A 743-nucleotide genomic window follows, 5' to 3' on the forward strand; every position below is an offset into this window, starting at 1 on the left:
TCCATTCCTGTTGTTTCTTGGAGGCGTGTGGTGGTGCGGATGGCGAGTAGTGAGTGTCCGCCGAGGGCGAAGAAGTTGTCGTGTATGCCGATGTTGTTGATGTTGAGGAGTTCGGTCCAGATGGTGGTGATGGTGTGTTCGAGTTCGGTGCGTGGGGGTGTGTAGGTGTGGTGGAGTTCGGGGCGGTTGTTGTGTGGTTGGGGTAGGGCGTTGCGGTTGATTTTTCCGCTGGGTGTGGTGGGGAGTGTGGTGAGGTGGATGAAGCGGGCGGGGATCATGTAGTCGGGTAGGGTTTGGGCGCACCATTCTCGTAGATCGGTGGTGTTGGGTTGTTGGTTGGTGGTGAGGTAGTAGGCGATGAGGCGTTTGCCGCCGGTGGGGTCGTCGTGTGGTGTTACGACGCAGGATGTGATGGCGGGGTGGGTGAGGAGTGTTGATTCGATTTCGCCGGGTTCGATGCGGTAGCCGCGGATTTTGATTTGGTGGTCGATGCGGTTGAGGAATTCGAGGTTGCCGTTGGGTAGCCACCGTACCTGGTCTCCGGTGCGGTAGATTCGGGCTGTTGGGTTGGTGGTGAATGGGTCTGTGGTGAATCGTTCGGTGGTGAGTTCGGGGCGGTTGAGGTAGCCGCGGGCTACTCCTGGTCCGCCGATCCATAGTTCGCCGGGGACGCCGATGGGGGTTGGTTTGCCGAATCGGTCGACCACGTATACCCGGGTGTTCGCCACAGGACGCCCAATCGG

At 59.6% G+C, this 743-nt stretch carries 1 protein-coding gene; it reads right to left on the bottom strand.

Features of this window, described 5'->3' with window-relative positions; translation table 11 throughout:
• Positions 1–707 (bottom strand): non-ribosomal peptide synthetase (locus BLA60_RS44140; protein ID WP_245812521.1); only part of this gene is annotated, 707 nt, incomplete at its 3' end.
• Positions 708–743 lie beyond the last annotated feature (36 nt).

Source organism: Actinophytocola xinjiangensis (genome assembly GCF_001921215.1).
Lineage (GTDB): Bacteria > Actinomycetota > Actinomycetes > Mycobacteriales > Pseudonocardiaceae > Actinophytocola > Actinophytocola xinjiangensis.